Annotated in this window: 17 protein-coding genes; 1 reads left to right on the top strand and 16 read right to left on the bottom strand. The window is 58.9% G+C overall.

What is annotated here, in order from left to right:
* A partial coding sequence (locus tag EKA13_RS21690) for a nucleoside recognition domain-containing protein (RefSeq protein WP_065761305.1) occupies positions 1–1,134 on the top strand: 1,134 nt, incomplete at its 5' end.
* Here EKA13_RS21690 and EKA13_RS21685 read toward each other — a convergent pair.
* The 16 genes from EKA13_RS21685 to EKA13_RS21610 all read right to left on the bottom strand — a co-directional run.
* Positions 1,116–1,739, bottom strand: coding sequence for an ABC-type transport auxiliary lipoprotein family protein (locus tag EKA13_RS21685; protein ID WP_065761304.1), 624 nt, complete (start codon positions 1,737–1,739; stop codon positions 1,116–1,118). The two genes, EKA13_RS21690 and EKA13_RS21685, sit on opposite strands and share 19 nt — an antisense overlap.
* On the bottom strand, positions 1,736–2,674 hold the full coding sequence (locus tag EKA13_RS21680) for an MlaD family protein (protein ID WP_065761303.1): 939 nt from the start codon (positions 2,672–2,674) through the stop codon (positions 1,736–1,738). Before EKA13_RS21680 ends, EKA13_RS21685 begins: the two co-directional genes overlap by 4 nt.
* A 1-nt stretch (position 2,675) precedes the next feature.
* The gene (locus EKA13_RS21675) at positions 2,676–3,470 is read right to left on the bottom strand and encodes an ABC transporter ATP-binding protein (protein ID WP_065761302.1); all 795 of its coding nucleotides are present in this window, start codon (positions 3,468–3,470) and stop codon (positions 2,676–2,678) included.
* Positions 3,467–4,612, bottom strand: a complete 1,146-nt coding sequence (locus tag EKA13_RS21670; RefSeq protein ID WP_065761301.1) for an ABC transporter permease — start codon at positions 4,610–4,612, stop codon at positions 3,467–3,469. Before EKA13_RS21670 ends, EKA13_RS21675 begins: the two co-directional genes overlap by 4 nt.
* 43 nt (positions 4,613–4,655) lie before the next feature.
* On the bottom strand, positions 4,656–5,678 hold the full coding sequence (locus EKA13_RS21665) for a DUF5924 family protein (RefSeq protein ID WP_065761300.1): 1,023 nt from the start codon (positions 5,676–5,678) through the stop codon (positions 4,656–4,658).
* A 98-nt stretch (positions 5,679–5,776) separates the two neighbouring features.
* Positions 5,777–7,156, bottom strand: a complete 1,380-nt coding sequence (locus tag EKA13_RS21660; RefSeq protein ID WP_065761299.1) for a M16 family metallopeptidase — start codon at positions 7,154–7,156, stop codon at positions 5,777–5,779.
* Positions 7,157–7,188: 32 nt separating this feature from the next.
* Positions 7,189–8,847 carry a Na/Pi cotransporter family protein gene (locus tag EKA13_RS21655; RefSeq protein WP_065761298.1) on the bottom strand — a complete coding sequence of 553 codons (1,659 nt, stop codon included), beginning with the start codon at positions 8,845–8,847 and terminating at the stop codon, positions 7,189–7,191.
* A gap of 220 nt (positions 8,848–9,067) precedes the next feature.
* Complete coding sequence (locus EKA13_RS21650; protein WP_065761297.1) at positions 9,068–9,838, bottom strand: TerC family protein; 771 nt, start codon at positions 9,836–9,838, stop codon at positions 9,068–9,070.
* Positions 9,839–9,910: 72 nt separating this feature from the next.
* Positions 9,911–11,218, bottom strand: coding sequence for a CitMHS family transporter (locus EKA13_RS21645; protein WP_065761296.1), 1,308 nt, complete (start codon positions 11,216–11,218; stop codon positions 9,911–9,913).
* 281 nt (positions 11,219–11,499) lie between these two features.
* Positions 11,500–13,458 carry a DUF7844 domain-containing protein gene (locus tag EKA13_RS21640; protein ID WP_083199877.1) on the bottom strand — a complete coding sequence of 653 codons (1,959 nt, stop codon included), beginning with the start codon at positions 13,456–13,458 and terminating at the stop codon, positions 11,500–11,502.
* Positions 13,455–13,775, bottom strand: coding sequence for a DUF2388 domain-containing protein (locus tag EKA13_RS21635; RefSeq protein WP_065761294.1), 321 nt, complete (start codon positions 13,773–13,775; stop codon positions 13,455–13,457). The genes EKA13_RS21640 and EKA13_RS21635 overlap by 4 nt, the downstream gene beginning before the upstream one ends.
* Positions 13,776–13,802: 27 nt before the next feature.
* Positions 13,803–14,096, bottom strand: a complete 294-nt coding sequence (locus EKA13_RS21630) for a DUF2388 domain-containing protein (protein WP_065761293.1) — start codon at positions 14,094–14,096, stop codon at positions 13,803–13,805.
* A gap of 121 nt (positions 14,097–14,217) precedes the next feature.
* Entirely contained in the window at positions 14,218–14,535 is a 318-nt protein-coding gene (locus EKA13_RS21625) for a DUF2388 domain-containing protein (RefSeq protein WP_065761292.1), read from the bottom strand.
* Positions 14,536–14,846: 311 nt separating this feature from the next.
* Entirely contained in the window at positions 14,847–15,062 is a 216-nt protein-coding gene (locus tag EKA13_RS21620; protein ID WP_065761291.1) for a DUF1127 domain-containing protein, read from the bottom strand.
* Positions 15,063–15,383: 321 nt separating this feature from the next.
* Positions 15,384–16,877, bottom strand: a complete 1,494-nt coding sequence (gene scpC / locus EKA13_RS21615; RefSeq protein ID WP_065761290.1) for a succinyl-CoA:acetate CoA-transferase ScpC — start codon at positions 16,875–16,877, stop codon at positions 15,384–15,386.
* Between the two features lie 180 nt (positions 16,878–17,057).
* Positions 17,058–17,423: NAD(P)(+) transhydrogenase (Re/Si-specific) subunit beta (locus tag EKA13_RS21610; protein ID WP_141685672.1), on the bottom strand; the 366-nt coding region annotated here is incomplete at its 5' end.

Raw genomic sequence — 17,423 nt, 5'->3', positions numbered from 1 at the left:
ATGGTCGAGAGCATCTTTGCCATGGCCAAATTGTCGGTCGAGGTCATGGTGTTGTTGTTTGGTACCCTCACCCTCTGGCTGGGCTTTCTGAAAATTGCCGAGAAAGCCGGTGTGGTCGAATGGCTGGCCAAAGTACTAGGCCCATTGTTCCAGCGCCTGATGCCGGAGGTTCCCCCCGGCCACCCGGCATTGGGTTTGATCACCCTGAACTTTGCCGCCAACGGCTTGGGCCTGGATAACGCAGCCACGCCGATCGGGCTCAAGGCCATGCGGGCGCTACAGGAGCTCAACCCCAGCTCAACCACCGCCAGTGATGCGCAGATTCTCTTTTTGGTACTCAACGCCTCTTCGCTGACGTTGTTGCCCGTCACCATCTTCATGTACCGCGCACAGCAGGGGGCGCTGGACCCGACGCTGGTGTTCCTGCCGATCCTGCTGGCGACCAGTGCATCAACGCTGGTCGGCCTGCTTTCTGTGGCGGTCATGCAACGACTGCGGCTATGGGACCCGGTGGTCCTGGCCTACCTGGTGCCTGGCGCGCTGCTGCTCGGTGGGTTCATGGCGCTGCTGGCTGGGCTTTCGGCTACAGCCCTGGCGACCCTCTCGTCAATCATGGGCAACTTGACCTTGTTCGGACTGATCATGCTCTTTTTGCTGATTGGTGCTTTCAAGCGGGTCAAGGTGTATGAAACCTTCGTTGAGGGCGCCAAAGAAGGGTTTGACGTCGCCAAGAGCCTGTTGCCCTATCTGGTGGCAATGCTCTGCGCCGTCGGCGTATTGCGTGCCTCTGGAGCCCTTGAGTTCGGTCTGGACGGTATTCGCTATGCGTTTGACTGGTTTGGCTGGGATACCCGCTTTGTCGATGCGTTGCCGACCGCGCTGGTCAAGCCATTCTCTGGCAGTGCTGCCCGCGCGATGTTGATCGAGACCATGCAAAGCCATGGGGTAGACAGTTTCCCTGCGTTGGTGGCTGCCACGGTTCAGGGCAGCACCGAAACCACATTCTATGTACTGGCCGTGTATTTTGGCGCAGTGGGTATCCAGCGGGCCCGACATGCCGTGGGTTGTGCGCTGCTCGCCGAATTGGCCGGTGTACTGGCGGCCATTGGCGTCTGCTACTGGTTCTTTGCCTGAGCTTGTGCGGCTTGGCGCACGGTCCAATCAACCAGTTGCGCCATCAGTCGGTCGCTGGCCTGGCCAAAGCCTTCGACGACAGCGGGTATCTGTTTATCGCTTAGCGGTTGACGCACCTCGAAGCGTTGGCTGGCCAAAATTCGCTGGGTGTGCCCTTGTACCAGGCGCGCATCAAAGCGGATCACCACGTTGAGCCCCTGCGCGCCATACTCGCTCTGGAACGATTGCAGCTCGCCGGCCAGCTCGTAGTCGGCTTGCAGGTTGCTATCGTCTGCGCTGAGCCGCTGTACCCGACCATCGCGCTGGAAAGCATCGAGCATGCGGTTGCGCAGCAATGTGGGCGCCGGGTCACTCCAGCGGGCGCCCTTGTAGCTGCTGATCAGATCACCTTGAGGCACCACAGCAATACGCGGGCTGTTCAGCACTTCACTGGTGAGCGGTTTGTTCAGACGCAGCGACCAGTCTAGTGGCGCAACGCCGCTGGTGCCGTGCTGGACCTGGTGGGTCGGCAGGCGGTAGACATCGGATGGGTCGGCCTGGGGCAGAATCGAGCAGGCACTGCTCAGGCTTAGCGCTAATGCCAGTACCAGGCGGTTACGCTTCATGGCTCGAACTCCTTGTTTTTGTCACGGCCCAACAGATAGCCACTGGGGTTGGCTTCCAGGCGCCGGGAGATTGCCTTCAATGCGGTCAGGGTGTCTCGCAGTTCTCGAATGGCCGGTGCCAGTTCATGCAGGCCCTGCGCACCCTCATTGATGGCTTCGCGATTGTCGTTGAGCATGGCGTTGAGGGTTGTGGTACTGCTGGCCAACGACTGCATTGCCTGTTGGGCATTACCGACGATTTGTGTGCCATGGCTGCTGAGCAGGCCATTGGCATTGCGCATCAGTTGGCTGGTTTGCTCCAGCGTGGCGCTGGCCTGCTTGCTCACCTGTGCCAATTGCTGGATGGCGAGGCGAATGTCGTCGCGCTGCTCGGCAACCGAACCGGTGGTTTGCTCCAGATGCGCCAAGGTATTGCTCAGCCTTGCGGCATTCTCCTCGGAAAACAGCTGGTTAGCATTGTGCAGCAGTTGGTTGATGCTGCTCATCAGGTCATTGCTGTTGCTCATAAGACGTGCAATCGGTGATGGCGAGGCGATGATCACCGGGAGTTTGTGCCCTACCCCTTCCAATGCTGGGCTCTGTGGCGTACCGCCACTGAGCTGGATGATCGAGGTACCGGTGATACCGGTCAGGGCCAGCTTGGCCTGGGTGTCTTCCTTGATCGGGGTGTCGGCGCTCAGCCGGATGCGAGCCAGTACACGGCGAGGATCCTTTGGGTCGAGGCGCAGGTTGATGACATCGCCAACCTTGATCCCGCTGTATTGCACCGAACTGCCTTTGGACAAGCCGGAAACGGTCTCGTTGAACACCACTTCATAGTCCTTGAAGGTGTTATCGACACTGGATTTGGCCAGCCACAGGCCGAACAGCATGGCGCCAGCCACGACCAGCACGGTGATCAGCCCGATCAATACATGGTGTGCACGGGTTTCCATCTCAATCCTCCTTGAGCGCTGTGGCGGCCTGGTAGGCCGCACGGCCACGGGGGCCATGGAAGTAGTCTTGAACCCAGGCGTCCTCGGTATCGGCAACTTGAGCGATTGGCGCGGCAACCAGTACTTTTTTCTGTGCCAGCACCGCGACGCGATCGGTGATGGTGTAGAGGGTGTCCAGGTCGTGAGTGATCAGAAACACGCTCAAGCCCAAGGCGTCACGCAAGGTCAGGATCAATTGGTCGAAGGCCGCCGCACCAATAGGGTCGAGCCCTGCGGTAGGTTCGTCGAGAAAAAGGATATCGGGGTCCAGGGCCAGTGCCCGTGCCAGTGCTGCGCGCTTGATCATGCCGCCAGAAAGAGAGGCCGGGTACTTGTCTGCAGCCGACAAGGGCAGCCCGGCCAGAGCCAGCTTGACGCCCGCGAGCTGTTCGGCATCTGCGCGGCACAGGCCGGCATGTTCGATCAGCGGCAAGGCGACGTTCTCAGTGACCGTCAGCGAGGAAAACAAGGCCCCTTTCTGGAACAGTACGCCAAACCGTCGTTCGACCTGGGAGCGCTGCGCTTCGTCCAACTGGTTCAGGTGCTGCCCGAACACCCGTACATCGCCTTCGTCGGGGCGCCGCAGGCCGATGATGCTGCGCAGCAGGACGGATTTGCCACTGCCTGAGCCTCCGACCACAGCAAGGATTTCGCCACGGTACAGATCGAGGTCGAGGTGTTCATGCACGCTCTGGCTGCCAAAGCGATTGCACAGGCCCCGGGCTTCAATCACGGTTTCGCGTGGTGGCGTACTCACCAGCCCATCTCCATGTAAAACAGGGCCGCAATGGCATCCAGCACAATGACTACAAAGATCGACTGAACCACGCTGGAGGTTGTGTGCGCACCTACCGATTCGGCACTGCCGGAGACCTTGAGGCCTTCCAGGCAACCAATTGCAGCGATCAGGAAAGCAAAAAACGGGGCCTTGGCCAACCCGACCAGAAAGTGTCGTACATCGATATCGTTTTGCATCATCGAAAGGAACATGGCCGGCGAGATGTCCAGGGACAAGGCGCAAACCAGCCCGCCGCCGACGATGCCGCAGAGCATTGCAAGAAAAGTGAGTAGTGGCAGTGCGATCAACAAGGCCAACACCCGTGGGATGACCAGAATCTCGATGGGGTCCAGCCCCAGCGTGCGAATGGCATCGATTTCTTCGTTGGCCTTCATCGAGCCAATCTGAGCGGTGAACGCACTCGCGGTACGCCCCGCCATCAGGATGGCGGTCAACAACACACCGAACTCACGCAGGAAGGAGAACGCCACCAGGTCGACGGTAAAAATGCTGGCGCCGAACTTGACCAGCACTGTTGCCCCAAGAAAGGCCACCACGGCGCCAACCAGAAAGGTCAGCAGTGCGACGATCGGCGCGGCGTTAAGGCCGGTTTGCTCAATGTGTGCGACCACCGAGGTGAGCCGCCAGCGTTTTGGCTGTAACAGCAGGCGTCCGAAGGTGGCGAGAATAAGGCCAACGAACCCGAGCAGGTGCAGGGTATCTTGTTTGAGGGTATCGACGGCACGACCGATGCGTTCAAGCAGTTGCATCAGCACGTTCCGCTCGGGTGTTTTCACCGGTATGCAGTAGTCTTGCAGCGAGCAGTAGACCGTTTTCAACAGGGCGCGGTTGGCCGCTGGCAAGTGCGTGGCGGTTTCGGTCAGTTGGGCCAGGCGCTGGGTGCCCAGCAACTCGACCAGCAGTGCGGCACCTGCGGTATCCAGCTTGCCGAGTTGATCAAGCTCGATCCGCGTTGTGCTGTCGTACTGCCCTGCCAGGCTTGCAGTGTGCTGCTTCAGGCTGGCGTAGTTGGCCAGCGTCCAGTCACCCGTGATCCGCAGACAAGCTGGGCTGCTGGTGGTGTCCAGGGTGGCATTGGCAGTACTGGTCATAAGCTCCATGTGATCCGAGAGGCGCTCCAATGCGCAGCCTCAGAGCATAGCGCTACTGAGCGGTGCTCGCTTGACCGTCGTCAACTACCCGGAAGCGCAGCACGCCGATGAGCTGACCATCTTCGGTCAACACCCTCACCTGCCAGCGCCCGATGGGGTTGCTCGGGAAGTTCTGCTTGTGGGTCCAGGCACGGTAGCCTTCCTTGCGCCCGCCATGAATGTCCAGCGCGATGCGGTCGATCTCGTTGCCGTTGAACTGCCAGACATGGTAGATCCGCTCATTCAAGCCCCGTGGGGCATTGATCGCTGTGTAGGCATACAGACCGCTGCTGCGGATCTGACTGGCACTCACTTGTTTGAGGCTGGCGCCGGGGGTGCGGTTTTGCACCTCGGTGCTTATCGCGACATCGTTCAGCCATAGCGTGGCAGGCGGCACCCACGAGCGCAGTAGCCAACCGCTGCCACCTACGGCCAGTGTCACGGCTACCAGCATGACCGCGCGGCGCCAGTGGTTGATCGGAAAACTGCTGGCCAGGCTGGGGAACGACAGCAGCATGGCCGCACCCAGTGCCAGCTTGAAGCTCTGTGCTGTGGTGAGGTGCAGGATGATCGGCAGCGCAGTAAGCAGCGCCGCGAACAAGGTCAGGGTGTGCAGAGCAAGAAACAGTGAGCGCCGTGGCGCCAGCCACTTGTAGTACAACGGATCGATGATCGAAATCAGCCCGGCTGCGGTCAGTAGCCCGGTGAATACCAGTTGGCCGCTGTTCCAGGTTGTGGTGATGAAAAAGAACGGCAGTACGAAGAACAGGCTTTCCTGGTGGATCATCTGCGTGGCATAGCGCAGCAGTGGCTGCGGAATTTCGCGCTTGAAGACCTTGGCGAACAGCTGGGTGAAGGTGTTCTCCAGCATCAGCCAGACCCAGCTGACCAGCATCAGAATGGCAATCCAGCTGGCCAGGCCTGCTTGGCGGTCGACCAGAATGAAACTGGCAATACCGGAAATGAAACCGCCAAGGGCAATAACCCCTGGGTAGCGCTTGAACAGTTCGATCAGGCGCTGGATGACGTGAGGCATGCGGGTATTCGCTGAAGTCAGGTAAAAACCCGCACAGGATAACGCTGTTTATCCGTAATGGCTTGTTGTCATCCCCCTTGAGAGGGCCTTTGTCGCGCCTATTGGCCGCGGCGGCGTTTATGCCAGACAAACCCAGCCAGCAGGATCAGCCCGAGCAACCCGGCCAACAGGCGGTAAATGCTTTCGTAACCCAACGCCGGCTTTTCAATGCGCAGGTACCCAGGGTCGGCAAACAGTTGGCGCATGGCCTGGTTGGTATCCTCCAGGCTGACCTGGCGCAACTTGCTTACCGGGTCTGCAAAGCGCCCATCGGCATAAGCGCTCAATGCACTCCAGTAGTAGTCGGCCAAGGCTGCATTACCCTGAGTGGTCCATGCTTCACGGTCGATGGCTGCCTGTTTGATGCGTTCAAACGTTGCAGGATCCAGTCCATTCTGACGCAGTCGCTCGATCAGTTTTTGGAGCAGCACCTCTGCTTCATCGACGCTCTCGCGATCAAGGTCGGCATTCAGGCTCATTACACTGCTATTGCCGAGCATTTCACGCTGGCTGGAAGGGCCATAGGACAGGCTGTGTTTGAGGCGTAGTTCGCTGTACAGCGCCCAGTCCAGGTAGCGTTGTAGCAGGTTGAACGTTTGCTCGCTGTCACCCTCAAGCACTGGCTCAAGGAACATCCAGTGCAGTTTGGCGCTGTTACCGAGCCACCCGCTGGTCAGCACGCGCTTTGCCTCGGCCTTGTGTACAACGGTCTCCAGGCCCCGTCGCTCGCTGGGGTCGACCGGGTCGAGCTGGCCATAGGTCCGTTCCAGATAGGCCGGCAGCAGGCGGTCGAGGCCACCGACCATGATCAGGGTCATGTTGTTGGGCGCATACCAGCGCGCACGCACGTCATCGACCTCTTCCAGTGTCAGGTCGTCTATAGCGGAGCGCTCAGCGCAGGTAAGTCCCAGTTCAACTGCCAATTGTTCGCTGGGCCCGTGGCCGAGGTCCTGACGGTCGAGCCAGCGTTGCAGGTGCGAGTAATGCCCGCCATCTTCGCGTTCGACGATTTTTTTCGACAGTTCAAGTGCATTCTCGTCGAGCTGAGTCTGGCTGAGAATCGCCAGCAACAGATCAAGGACCTTGCGTTGATTGCGGGCCGGCGCCTCGATTACGAAGGTCGTGTCGGCGCTGCTGGTGTAAGCATTCCACTCGCCACCAAGCGCTTGCATGCGTTCCTCAAGACCACCCTCGCCGCTGTCGTCGATACCGCTGAACAACAGGTGTTCCAGCAGGTGCGGCAGTTCCCGGCGGTCGCATGGGAAATCGTCGAAGCCGACGCCCACGACCAGGCGGATCGACACATGGTCGCGTTCATAACCCGGCTTGAGTATGACCTGCAGACCATTGGGCAGCAGGTAACCTTCTACCTGGGAGCGATCAAGGGCGAAGCTGGGCGTGCAACCCAACAGTAGGCAAACAAACAACAGGCAACGCATGGCGAGCTTCCTTGCGGGAGTTCTTGGATCGTTCAAGGCGAATGGGCGTCGTCAGGTACGCTATCGATCAACAGGGCATCAGTGTCTGAACCACCCAATACCACATAGGCACTACTGCAGAACAGCGAGTTCAGGCGCTTCATGTCGGCGATCAGTTCCAGGTGCAACGAACTGGTTTCGATACTTTGCACTACTTTATGTTGCAGTCGGCTGACATGGGCGTGTGCGAGGCGGCGCTCCTGGGCGCGGAATCGACGTTTTTCCCGTAACAACTGGCGCGCACTTTCCGGGTCGGCGCTGAGAAACACCGACAGGCCCAAGCGCAAGTTGGCCAGCAACTGAGTGTGTAGCCCCGTCAATTCTTCCAGGCCAACCTCGGAAAATTCACGGCGCTGCGCGGTCTTTTGTTGCTGCACCTTGCGCAGCATGCGCTCGATCAGATCGCTGGCCAGCTTGAGGTTGATTGCCAATTCGATGATTTCCGCCCAGCGTCGACTGTCTTGTTCGCCCAGGTCTTCGCGGGGCATTTGCGCCAGGTACAGTTTGATGGCGTTGTAGAGCCCCTCAACATCTTCGCCCAGGCTGCGCATCTGTTGGGTCATTGCCGTTTGGGTACCGCGCAGAACGCCGAGCATGGCATCAAGCATGCTGTCGACCAGATCACCCATGCGCAGGGTTTCGCGTACCGCGTTGGCCAGTGCCAGGCTGGGGGTGGCGAGTGCGGTGGGATCCAGGTGACGGGGCTGGGCATGGCCGTTAGTTTCCTCGCGAAGTGGCAACAGCCAGCTACACACGCTTGCCATGGGCTTCACAGTCGGCAGCATCAACAGGCACCGCACGCTGTTGTAGAGCAGGTGGAAACCGATCACCAGTTCCTGAGGACTGAAATTCAGACTGTCCATCCATTTCACCAGCGGGCCTAATGCTGGAATGATCAGAAGCAGCCCGATCAGCTTGTACAGCAGGCTGCCCAGGGCAACCTGGCGACCTGCAGCGTTCTGCATACTGGTGCTGAGAAAGGCCAGCAGGCCACTACCGATGTTGGCGCCAATCACCAGGCCGATGGCGACAGGCAGGCTGATCAGTTCTGCACCCGCCAGGGTTGCCGTCAACAGTACGGCCGCCAGGCTGGAGTAAGACACCAGGGCAAACAGGGCCCCGACCAGAGCGTCGAGCAAGATATCGCCGGTCAGCGAGGCAAACAGCACCTTTACGCCTTGGGCATGAGTGATCGGCGCCGCTGCTTCGACAATCAGTTGAAGGGCCAGGATGATCAGCCCAAGGCCAATGCCGACGCGTCCCAACTGGCCGGCTCGGGTCTGTTTGCGCGACAGGAAGAAAATCACGCCAAGAAAGATCAGCAGGGGTGACAGCCAGGACAGGTCGAATGTCAGCACGCGGGCCATCAGGGCTGTGCCGACGTCGGCACCCAGCATGATCGCCAGTGCCGGGGTCAGTGTCATCAGGCCTTGCCCAACGAATGATGTCACCAGCATGGCCGTGGCGTTGCTGCTTTGCACCAGGGCGGTGACCAGAATACCGGCAATGAAAGCTAACGGGCGTCTGGCCATGTTCTGGCTCAGCACCCGGCGCAGGTTGGAGCCGTACACGCGCAGAATGCCGGTACGCACGATGTGTGTGCCCCAAATCAGCAAGGCCACGGCCGACAGCAAATTGAGCAGGGTCAGCATGTGAAAAGGCCCCCTGTTGAATGTGCCCCAAAGGAGGCAAGTGGATGATGCCGTGAGCCTGGCCTGGTTGCAGGCGGTTCTTTTCCAGTACTCACTTAAGCGTTAGTCGGCTAGAAGCCCTGGCGCCAGCATCGCATAGCCTGCACAGGCTTGAAACTAAACCCTCAGGCTGGAGCATGAAAAAGGGCCCGCGTGGGGCCCTTTCATAACCGCACCAGGATTACTGACCCGGAATGTCCTTGCGAAGTTTCACGGGATCGTTCTGTTGCTGTTTCTTTTTTGCTATCGCCGTACGCATACGGATGTTGATGGCTTCTACCGCCAGCGAGAACGCCATGGCGAAGTAGACATAGCCTTTTGGTACATGCACATCGAACGACTCGGCGATCAGCACGGTACCCACCACGATCAGGAACGACAGCGCCAACATCTTCAGTGATGGGTGCTTGTCGATAAATTCGCTGATGGCGCCAGCGCAGAGCATCATCACCAACACGGCGACAATGATTGCCGCGATCATGACCGGCACATGGGAAACCATACCGACGGCTGTGATCACCGAATCCAGAGAGAAGACAATGTCGATGATCGCGATCTGGATGATGGTGTAGAGGAACTGGCCTCCTTTGCCAGCAGGCTCTTCGTGTGTTTCATCCTCGCCTTCCAGGCCGTGGAAGATCTCCTGAGAGCTTTTCCACAGCAGGAACAAACCACCGAAGAACAGAATCAGGTCGCGTCCAGAGATTCCTTGCCCGAACACTTCGAACAAGTCATTGGTCAGGCGCATGACCCAGGTGATCGACAGCAGCAACATGATCCGAGTAACCATGGCCAGTGCCAGACCGAATATCCGGGTACGCGGTTGCATGTGTTTGGGCATGCGGCTGACCAGGATCGAGATCATGATGATGTTGTCGATGCCGAGAACGATCTCAAGGGCCGTCAGAGTAAAAAAGGCAACCCAGATCTCCGGGTTGGTCAGCCATTCCATGTGTATTCCTTCAATCGTTGAATGCGATGCACCCGGGCAAAGAACGCGCTCGCAGTGGTTGGATCCGTAGTCCTAAAGGCTGCTGAACAGTGGGAAAATTCCCATCAGCAACGCAGCCAACATTATGCACAGGCAAACCAGTACTGCCCATTTCAAGGTGAAGCGCTGGTGGTCGCCAAATTCGATGCCGGCCAGTGCCACCAGCAGGTACGTTGAGGGTACCAGTGGGCTTAGCAGGTGTACGGGCTGCCCGACGATCGACGCGCGCGCCATCTCCACCGGCGAGATACCGTAGTGGCTGGCAGCCTCCGACAGTACCGGCAGTACGCCGTAGTAGAAGGCGTCGTTGGACATGAAAAAGGTGAAGGGCATGCTAACGACTGCTGTGATCACCGCCAGGTAAGGGCCCATGGCCTCCGGAATCACGGCCAGCAGGCTCTTGGACATGGCTTCAACCATACCGGTGCCAGACAGAATGCCGGTGAAAATACCTGCCGCAAAAATCAGCCCGACCACGGCCAGGACGCTGCCGGCATGTGCGGCGACACGCTCTTTCTGTTGTTGCAGGCATGGGTAATTGACCACCATGGCGATACTGAACGCGATCATGAACAACACCGGCAACGGCAGTATGCCGGCGATCAGGGCGACCATCAGGGCAAAGGTCAGGGCCCCGTTGAACCACAGTAGCTTGGGCCGACGGGCATCGGGGAACTGCGAAACACTGATCTCGCTGTGATCGATGTCGTCCCCCGGCAAGTGCAGTTCACCGAGGCGAGCCCGTTCGCGCTTGCCATACAGGTAGGCGATGGCGAGGATCGCCACGACGCCGAACAGCATGGCCGGGATCATGGGCACGAAAATATCCGAAGGATCTACGTGCAATGCACTGGCGGCACGGGCCGTTGGGCCACCCCATGGCGTCATGTTCATGACCCCGCCTGCCAGGATGATCAAGCCAGCCATGATGCGCGGGTTCATGCCCAGACGGCTGTACAGCGGCAGCATTGCGGCAACACAGATCATGTAAGTGGTGGCACCGTCACCATCGAGCGAAACAACCAAGGCCAGCGCGGCGGTGCCGACGGAGACTTTCAGCGGGTCACCTTTGACCAGCTTGAGGATCTTGCGTACGGCCGGGTCGAACAGGCCAGAGTCGATCATCAGGGCGAAGTAGAGAATGGCGAACATCAGCATGACGCCGGTTGGCGCCAGTTTGCTGATGCCTTCCAGCATCATCGGGCCGATTTTGCTGGAAAAGCCGCCAAACAGTGCGAACAGGATTGGAACCAGAATCAATGCAATCAACGCCGACAGGCGTTTGGTCATGATCAGGTGCATGAAGGTGATGACCATGGCAAAGCCGAGGAAGGTCAGCATGGGAGTACTCCAGGCGTAGCGCGTCGTGGGGAAATCGAGTCGGACGAATCAGCGTGCTGTCAGCAGCGTTCGGACTTTCGGCGGGCGTGGAGTCGCAAGGCGGGCGTAGAAGGACATCAGAATCACCATTGTTGTTGTTAAATTGGCCTGATGTACGCTGAATCTCAGGTACACCGGCTGACCGGTCTCATGCCGGTGATGGGCTGATGCTAAAAGCGAAAGCTTTCAGCCAGCTTTCGCGGGCTGAAAGACGACCAACGGCGCAGGATATTGCGCTCCCCTCAGGGGAGCTGTAAGCCGCCGGCGGCCTTGTGTAGCTCGCGCAGGTGTTTGCCAATCTGATTGATGTTGGCTTCAACCGCTGCGATCTCGGCGGCGCGTGACGGCTCGAGCAACGCCCTGACCTCTTTATCGAGGGCTGCGGTAAGGTGTTGCAGCTGTTGCTGGCGCTGGCCGCTGGTCTGTTCCAGTTGTTGGCGTTCGGCTGCCTGTGGCACGCCATAACCCTTGCCGTCGATCAACTCGGCCGGGCGACTGAGAAACCCACTGTTGGCAAGTATCTGCTGCAACGTGCCGTTCGCTTTGGCCACACTTGCATCATTTAATGCGCGACCGCTGAGATAGCGTTGCTTGACCTCATCCTGAGCCAGCAGCAGTTGGCGCCGCAGGCTCGCCTGCTCCAGCAGCAACAGGGCGGCACTGGTGCGCAGGTCCGCACGGTCGAACCATTGCTGTCGCTGTTGCGCGGGTTGTTCGAGCCAGGTCTCAACGCTGTCCTGGGCAATGGGCAGGTGCTTCCTCAATACCTGAAACATGGCTTCATATCGGTCTCGATAGGAGTCGAAACGGTAGCCCAGGCGCAGGGCCTCACGCGGATCGTCGAGGACGCTGACGTCCGCCAGGCCACGTCCGTTGAGCACTTCCAGCAAGCCATTGGGCATGATGCTGTCCAGTCCCGCCAGCTGTGTCTTGCCCGTGCCGCTGCGCAGCAGTTTGAGTGTTTCGACTGCACAGTTGTTGGAAAGGAAATAGTAGTTGCCGTCGTAGCTCCAATGCATTTCCGCAGCCTGGCGCACCAGGCTCTCTAGCTCGGATCGATCCAGCTTGAGCGGTACTGAAGCCAGACTGCGCAGTTCGGTCTTGGTGTACTCATCGATCACCTGGCCCAAGGGCAGGATGAACAAGCGGGAGGGATAGGCACCCGTCAGGCCGCCCCAACTGGAGAGTTGCACATCATTGACGAAGGCCCGGTAAGACAGCACCAGATGCTGGTCGAGGTCCAGCCGGCAGTCGGGGCCACGTGGCCTGCCAGGGGCGCAGATCACCAGGCGTAGCATGCTGTGCCCCCAGCGGCTGACCCAGTTCTGATTGGCCTCGGCCAGCAGGTAATCGACCGCATAGACCCGCTCCGGGTCGATCTGGCCCAGCGGTTGGCGGGCAAAATCGTTTCCGGCATTCAGGAACGGTAATGTCTGTTGGCAGGTCGGGTGTGCCGGGGCCCAGTCAAAGTGCGCTTGCAGGTAGGCGTGCAGCGCGGGCCGTCGACAGGCATAGCTTGGGTCAAGGAGAAAGTACTCCATGTTGACCGCAATGAATTCTTTCGGGTTGCTCAGCTCGTAGCTATCTGGGCTGCGGGCGATTTGCCGATTGTGTTGCTCGCGCTCTCCGCGTCGGCCGACATACTGTGGCCAGCCGGCAAGATCCAGCAGACGAGGGTCATCGCTGAGGGTAAAGCGGCGTTTGGTTTGTCCGCGGCAGTCGTCTGGAAGGCCAACCTCGCCTTTGCTGGACGCGTACCGGGTGCAGGCCTGGATCTGCTTGCGCTCGGCGGCGGGCCATAGGCGGGCGCGATCATACAGATGGGTCAGTTCATGCAGGACGGTCGCCAGCAGTTCCTGACGCACCGTGCCGTGTGGTCGATCCGTCTTCGTAGTCGCAGCGGTGCCGTCCACAAGGCTTGGCAGCAAGCGACGATTGAGTTCGAGGCTGGACACCAGCGAGGCCTGCCCATAAGCCTCGTCTGGCATCTTTGTGCTCCAGCTGACGTCGATACGTCGATCCAGCCGGGATTTGAACTGTGGTGGAAGCGCTTGCAGTGCCTCATCCAGCAATGCCTGGCTGGCCCTTTGTTGTTGCGGATCAAGGCCATCGGGTTTGAGGACCAGTTGCAGGTCCGCTAACACGGGGGGAGCGAGCAGCGTCAGTGCGCAGCCCAGCAGCCAGGCACGCATGGGGTTCACAGGGCCAGGATAGCTTCGGCCAGGGCTTGGTCGCTGGCGTCACGTGCCTCGGGTACACGCTGGCGTAGTGTATCGAACGCTGCTTCGAGCTGTGCACCGCGGATTTCACCGTTGCTGGCGACGTAGCTGGCGGCATCGTCATGGGCTTCGCGGACTACTTTGGCGTCGCGGATAGACGTTGTCGTGTCGGAGGTGAAGTCGATCGAGCGGCCAAATGCACGAACGATAATGTTGCTGGTGGCCACCAGGGTGTGTGCCTGGGCCAGGTCGGCCATCAGCATTAGGCCGAGGGTGGCGGCAATCAGCGGGTTACGCATGGAGCATCTCCGGTAATACAGGTGTGGTCATTGGACGAGAATTGCCTGCGCCAGTTCAAGGTCGCTGGCATGAAGTTTGGGGTGAGTTTCACGCAGTCGGTCCAGCGCAGCCTGCAGGTGAGCACCGCGCAACATGCTGGCGCTGGCGACGAATACTGCCGCATCGTCCTTGGCTGCCAGTATCAATTTACGGTCGAAGGGTGCCGAGGTGACCTTGCTGGTGGCATAGCCGCTGGCGACGAGACTCTGGGTGGTCAGGTCAAGGGCTTGGACGGTGCCGGCCCAGCACAACGCAAGCAATAGCAGTAATGGATAACGCATGGTTCTCTAAGGGCTGGTGAATCAGGCGGCAAAGGCTATCCCAATGTGTCGGTCTGAACCAGCCTGAAGAGTCCGGCTGTTTTGCATGTTGTTACATAACTGTGCCGGACTCCAATCACGGTCAAATGGCCAGAATGGCTTGTGCCAACTCTGCGTCGCTGGCTTGAAGTGCCGGTGTTTGTTGGCGGATATGCGCCAGTGCGCTTTCCAGTTTTACACCGCGGATCTCGCCTTTGCTGGCAACGAAGCTGGCAGCGTCGTCACGGGCAGCACGAACGATTTTATCGTCACGGAAGGATGAGGTGACATCGGAGGTGGCGTCGGTGGACGCTCCTAAGCCCCGAACCACGGTATCGGTGGTGACGACGAAGCTGGTTGCATTGGCTGTCGAAGCCAGGGCCAGCATCAGCGCGGTGCCAAGCAAGCGTGAACGGAACATGGGGTCTATCTCCTTTAGAGAGCAGTGTTGAGTAGCTGTTTAAGCGTACCACGACGACGCCACATGCGAGGCGTACGTGGGGGAGCCAGCGTTGTTAGCAGTAGGACCGTTACCATGCCATTTCGTTGCGCGGTGCCTGTATCGTGAACGCCCTGATTAAACTGTACTTGTCGTTTTTTGTATTTTAAAAACTGTACATGTTCGTGCTGTAAGCGCTCTAGCCCGGGCCTCAGAACGAAAAAACCCGTCAGCAGTCTCCTGCGACGGGTTTTAAGGATTTCGAGGTGCCGGCGTGGCCGGCGAGCCCTGCATTAGCGCCAGAAAGGCTTGCTCAGCTCTTCGTAGCGTTGTGCTTCGCTGATGCCAGCATCGGCCAGAAGGCGCGAATCCAGGCGAGCCAACTGGTGGCGGCTGGAGATACGGCGTTGCCACAGCAACAGGTTCGACAGCAAACGCAGCGGCAAAGAAGCGTTGGATTTTTCGGCGCTGTTTTCAAAAACCAGATCGGAACTGAGGGTACGTTCCATGATGTCATCCTTCCGCTTATGGCGGCATTAGGTAGTGATTTAACTGATGCCAATGATCCTCCTCTTCGGTCGATTCCTCTAGATACAGTTCATATGGATTGTGATGGTCCAGTTAACTGTTTTAGAGGACTGTTGCACTCGAAATGGACGCAACTGTACCGGTCTGCACTGGTATGGTGCGATTGCTCTTGGGGAAGGGGGTAAAAGCGAGGAAATTCCCGGAAAATAACCGGTACAGTAGAACAGTTTTATTGATTGGTGCGCTGTAGCTGTTCAGCTGGCGTGCATTGCGCCGCACCAACTGAACAGCTGCGCTGGGGATTAACCGACGAGCATGCGACCGGTTTCTTCCAGGTTTTCGTGCCAAGACAGCGCTTCACGCAGGATATGCGGGGTATGACCACCGCGCTCGCAGGCACGGGTGAAGTAGTCATTCAGCGCTTCGCGGTAGTCCGGATGCACACAGTTGTCGATGATCACGCGGGCGCGCTCACGTGGAGCGAGGCCGCGCAGGTCGGCCAGGCCCTGCTCAGTGACCAGAATGTCGACGTCATGCTCGGTGTGGTCGACGTGGCTGACCATTGGAACAACGCTGGAAATCGCGCCGCCTTTGGCAATGGACTTGGTCACGAAGATCGCCAGGTGGGCGTTACGTGCGAAGTCGCCGGAACCACCGATACCGTTCATCATGCGGGTGCCACAGACGTGAGTCGAGTTGACGTTGCCGTACAGGTCGAACTCCAGTGCAGTGTTGATACCGATGATGCCCAGGCGGCGAACCACTTCAGGGTGGTTGGAGATTTCCTGTGGACGCAGTACCAGCTTGTCCTTGTACTTCTCCAAGTGGCCAAACACGTCGGCATTGCGGCGGCTCGACAGAGTGATCGAGCTGCCCGACGCGAAGTTCAACTTGCCTGCGTCGATCAGGTCGAAGGTCGAGTCCTGCAGTACTTCGGAGTACATGGTCAGGTCTTCGAACGGCGAGTCGATCAGACCACACATTACCGCGTTGGCGATGCTGCCGATACCGGCCTGCAGCGGGCCAAGCTTGTTGGTCATGCGCCCGGCATCAACTTCCTGCTTGAGGAAGTTGATCAGGTGGTTGGCGATGCCCTGAGTTTCGCTGTCCGGCGGCAGTACCGTGGACGGCGAATCTGGCTTGTCAGTGATCACGATGGCGACAATTTTTGCCGGGTCGATCGGGATCGCGGTGCTACCGATACGGTCGTCAACCTTCACCAGCGGAATCGGCGTACGGGTTGGACGATAGGTCGGGATGTAGATGTCGTGCAGACCTTCCAGGTTCGGATTGTGCGCCAGGTTGATCTCGACGATCACATGTTTGGCGAAAATTGCGAAGCTGGCCGAGTTACCCACAGACGTGGTCGGAACGATATGACCTTGTTCGGTGATCGCCACTGCTTCGATAACCGCGATGTCTGGCAGCTTGAGCTGCTGGTTACGCAGTTGCTCAACCGTTTCCGACAGGTGCTGGTCGATGAACATCACCTGGCCTTCGTTGATGGCCTTGCGCAGTGTGTTATCAACCTGGAACGGCATGCGTCGAGCGAGTACGCCAGCTTCGGTGAGCTGCTTGTCGAGATCATTGCCCAGGCTGGCGCCGGTCATCAGGCTGATCTTCAGCGGCGAATTCTTGGCGCGTTCGGCCAGCGCTTGAGGAACGGCTTTGGCTTCACCGGCACGGGTGAAACCGCTCATGCCGACGGTCATGCCGTCCTGAATCAGGCCAGCGGCATCAGCCGCACTCATTACTTTGCTGTGCAGGGAGGATAAGCGAATTCGATCACGGTACATGGATTGTTATCTCGATCTCGGGCTACTAAAGCTAGGCCTCCAGTCTAGTGATTTAGAAAGGGTTCGTCCCACGACCAAGGTCGAATGCCCGGGCTATAAACAGGGCCTTTTGTCGGTGATATCGGGCAGCAAAAAGCCCCAGCCGAACCGCGCTGGGGCTTCTGTGGTTTTGCCTCGGGGTCAGTCGACGGCTTTGACCATGTCTTCAATGACTTTCTTGGCGTCGCCGAAGACCATCATGGTCTTGTCGAGGTAGAACAGTTCATTGTCCAGGCCTGCATAACCACTGGCCATGGAGCGCTTGTTGACGATGATGGTCTTGGCCTTGAAGGCTTCGAGGATCGGCATGCCAGCAATGGGTGACTTGGGATCGTTCTTCGCCGCCGGGTTGACCACGTCGTTGGCACCCAGCACCAGCACCACGTCGGCCTGGCCGAATTCGGAGTTGATATCCTCCATCTCAAAGACCTGGTCGTAAGGCACTTCGGCTTCGGCCAGCAGTACGTTCATGTGTCCAGGCATCCGACCGGCTACCGGGTGGATCGC

The sequence above is a fragment of the Pseudomonas defluvii genome, assembly GCF_001695625.1.
In the GTDB taxonomy this organism is placed as follows: domain Bacteria; phylum Pseudomonadota; class Gammaproteobacteria; order Pseudomonadales; family Pseudomonadaceae; genus Aquipseudomonas; species Aquipseudomonas defluvii.
The sequence above is the reverse complement of the archived record's forward strand: the minus strand, read 5'-3'. Positions and strand labels throughout refer to the sequence as shown.

Excerpts from the sequence above, each read along its gene's own strand:
- EKA13_RS21685 (WP_065761304.1), bottom strand. The coding sequence starts at position 1,739 with ATGAAGCGTAACCGCCTGGTACTGGCATTAGCGCTAAGCCTGAGCAGT.
- EKA13_RS21680 (WP_065761303.1), bottom strand. The coding sequence starts at position 2,674 with ATGGAAACCCGTGCACACCATGTATTGATCGGGCTGATCACCGTGCTG.
- EKA13_RS21670 (WP_065761301.1), bottom strand. The coding sequence starts at position 4,612 with ATGGAGCTTATGACCAGTACTGCCAATGCCACCCTGGACACCACCAGC.
- EKA13_RS21665 (WP_065761300.1), bottom strand. The coding sequence starts at position 5,678 with ATGCCTCACGTCATCCAGCGCCTGATCGAACTGTTCAAGCGCTACCCA.
- EKA13_RS21660 (WP_065761299.1), bottom strand. The coding sequence starts at position 7,156 with ATGCGTTGCCTGTTGTTTGTTTGCCTACTGTTGGGTTGCACGCCCAGC.
- EKA13_RS21655 (WP_065761298.1), bottom strand. The coding sequence starts at position 8,847 with ATGCTGACCCTGCTCAATTTGCTGTCGGCCGTGGCCTTGCTGATTTGG.
- EKA13_RS21650 (WP_065761297.1), bottom strand. The coding sequence starts at position 9,838 with ATGGAATGGCTGACCAACCCGGAGATCTGGGTTGCCTTTTTTACTCTG.
- EKA13_RS21645 (WP_065761296.1), bottom strand. The coding sequence starts at position 11,218 with ATGCTGACCTTCCTCGGCTTTGCCATGGTCATCACCTTCATGCACCTG.
- EKA13_RS21635 (WP_065761294.1), bottom strand. The coding sequence starts at position 13,775 with ATGCGTAACCCGCTGATTGCCGCCACCCTCGGCCTAATGCTGATGGCC.
- EKA13_RS21630 (WP_065761293.1), bottom strand. The coding sequence starts at position 14,096 with ATGCGTTATCCATTACTGCTATTGCTTGCGTTGTGCTGGGCCGGCACC.
- EKA13_RS21625 (WP_065761292.1), bottom strand. The coding sequence starts at position 14,535 with ATGTTCCGTTCACGCTTGCTTGGCACCGCGCTGATGCTGGCCCTGGCT.
- EKA13_RS21620 (WP_065761291.1), bottom strand. The coding sequence starts at position 15,062 with ATGGAACGTACCCTCAGTTCCGATCTGGTTTTTGAAAACAGCGCCGAA.
- scpC (WP_065761290.1), bottom strand. The coding sequence starts at position 16,877 with ATGTACCGTGATCGAATTCGCTTATCCTCCCTGCACAGCAAAGTAATG.